This window comes from Xenophilus sp., from assembly GCF_044462705.1.
Classification (GTDB): domain Bacteria; phylum Pseudomonadota; class Gammaproteobacteria; order Burkholderiales; family Burkholderiaceae_C; genus Xenophilus; species Xenophilus azovorans.
In genome coordinates, this window is the sequence record NZ_JBIQNC010000002.1 from 92,555 (window position 1) to 94,704 (window position 2,150).

Consider the following 2,150-nt stretch of genomic DNA (forward strand, 5'->3'; position numbering starts at 1 on the left):
CCGTACTTCATCGACGCGCAGGCCGAGCCCGGCACGCCCGCCGGCACCTGGCCGGCCGCCGGCCTGACGGTGGTGCGCTTCTCCGACAGCCACCTCGTGTACGCCATCACCTGGTACGGGCTGGCCGCATTGCTGCTGGGCGCCACCGTGTACTTGCTGCGCAGCGAGCGGCGGCATGGACAATGACCGGCCGGCGCCGCCCGGCGACCGCTCCGACGATGCCGCCCGCCCTCCCCGCCCCTGAGCTCGCCGCCGCGCGCACCGCCTCCGCGGCCACCGGGCTGAAGAACCTGCAGCAGCTCATCCAGCTGCGCTGGATCGCCGTCTTCGGGCAGATCGTCACCATCGAGGTCGTCCACTACGGCTTCGGCATCCCCATCCCGGTGCGCAGCATGCTGGCCGTGCTGGCCGCCCTGGTGCTGTTCAACATCGCCAGCCTGCTGCGCTGGCGCACCCGCCGCGAGGTGACCAACGCCGAGCTGCTGTTCGCCCTGCTGGTGGACGTGGGCATGCTCACGGCGCAGCTCTACCTGGCCGGCGGCGCCGCCAACCCCTTCGTCTTCCTGTACCTGCTGCAGGTGATCCTCGGCGCGGTGCTGCTGCCGGCCTGGGCCACCTGGACGATGGTGGCCGTCACCAGCGCCTGCTTCGCGGGGCTGGCGCTGTTCGCGCAGCCGCTGCCGCTGCGCCCGGACCACGACCGCGGCCTGGCCAGCCCCTACGTGCTGGGCATGCTGGTGTGCTTCGCCCTCAACGCCGCGCTGCTGGTCACCTTCATCGGCCGCATCGCCGCCAACCTGCGCGAACGCGACACGCGGCTGGCCGCGCTGCGCCAGCGCGCCGCGGAGGAGGAGCACATCGTGCGCATGGGCCTGCTGGCCTCCGGCGCGGCGCACGAGCTGGGCACGCCTCTTTCCACGCTGGACGTGATCCTGGGCGACTGGCAGCACCTGCCGCACTTCAGTTCCGACCCCGAGCTGGCGCAGGACGTCGCCGAGATGCAGACGCAGGTGCGGCGCTGCAAGTCGATCGTCAGCGGCATCCTGCTGTCGGCCGGCGAGACGCGCGGCGAATCCTCCAGCGCCACCACCGTCTGCACCTTCCTGGACGACGTGGTGGCCGACTGGCGCCGCCGGCGCCCCGACAACCGGCTGAGCTACCTCAACCGCTTCGGGCAGGACCTGCCGATGGTGTCGGACTCCGCGCTCAAGCAGATGATCGGCAACGTGCTGGACAACGCCTTCGAGGCCTCGCCCGGCATGCAGGAATTCGAGGCCGCGCGCACCGACGACGCGCTGCTGCTGGCGGTGCGCGACCGGGGCCCCGGCTTCGCGCCGGCCATGCTCCAGCACATCGGCAAGCCCTACCAGTCGACCAAGGGCCGGCCGGGCGGCGGGCTCGGCCTGTTCCTGGTCGTCAACGTGGCGCGCACCCTGGGCGGCAGCGTGGCGGCGCGCAACCGCGCCGAGGGCGGCGCCGAGCTGCTGATCACCCTGCCGCTGACGGCGATCGTGCTGCCGGCGGATGATGCGGAGGATGCGCATGGATGAAGACGCCCCCGCCCGCCGGCTGGTCCTCGTCGAGGACGACGACGCCTTCGCGCGCACCCTGGCCCGCTCCTTCGAGCGGCGCGGCTACCAGGTGCGCGTGGCCGCCAGCCTGGAGGCCATGCAGGCGGTGCTGCAGGAGGGCAGCTTCGCGCCCACCCACGCCGTGGTCGACCTCAAGCTGCAGGGCGAGGCCTCCGGCCTGGCCTGCGTGCAGGCGCTGCACGCCCACGACGAGGACATGCTCATCGTCGTGCTCACCGGCTTCGCCAGCATCGCCACCGCCGTGGAGGCCATCAAGCTCGGCGCCTGCCACTACCTCGCCAAGCCCTCGAATACCGACGACATCGAGGCCGCCTTCGGCCGCGCCGAGGGCACCACCGAGGTCGAGCTGACCAACCGCGCCAGCTCCATCAAGACGCTGGAGTGGGAGCGCATCCACCAGACCCTGGCCGAGACCGGCTTCAACATCTCCGAGACCGCGCGGCGCCTGGGCATGCACCGTCGCACGCTGGCGCGCAAGCTGGGCAAGCAGCAGGTGAAGTGAGGCGCGGGCGGGCCGCCGTCAGCGTCTGGCCGGTGCGCGCTGCGTGCCGTCCGGGC

3 protein-coding genes are annotated in these 2,150 nt (G+C 72.4%); all 3 read left to right on the plus strand.

All coding sequences use genetic code 11. From position 1 onward, the window contains the following. Positions 1-186: SURF1 family cytochrome oxidase biogenesis protein (locus tag ACIY1X_RS01115; protein WP_399677371.1), on the plus strand; the 186-nt coding region annotated here is incomplete at its 5' end. A gap of 32 nt (positions 187-218) precedes the next feature. Continuing rightward, a complete protein-coding gene (locus ACIY1X_RS01120) occupies positions 219-1,550 on the plus strand; it encodes an ATP-binding protein (protein WP_399677373.1) in 1,332 nt (443 codons plus the stop codon). Next, positions 1,543-2,094, plus strand: a complete 552-nt coding sequence (locus tag ACIY1X_RS01125) for a response regulator transcription factor (protein WP_399677375.1) — start codon at positions 1,543-1,545, stop codon at positions 2,092-2,094. The genes ACIY1X_RS01120 and ACIY1X_RS01125 overlap by 8 nt, the downstream gene beginning before the upstream one ends. Positions 2,095-2,150: the final 56 nt, after the last annotated feature.

What these genes read in the sequence shown, in the direction of transcription:
- ACIY1X_RS01120 (WP_399677373.1), top strand. Translation starts at nt 219, where the DNA reads ATGCCGCCCGCCCTCCCCGCCCCTGAGCTCGCCGCCGCGCGCACCGCC.
- ACIY1X_RS01125 (WP_399677375.1), top strand. Translation starts at nt 1,543, where the DNA reads ATGGATGAAGACGCCCCCGCCCGCCGGCTGGTCCTCGTCGAGGACGAC.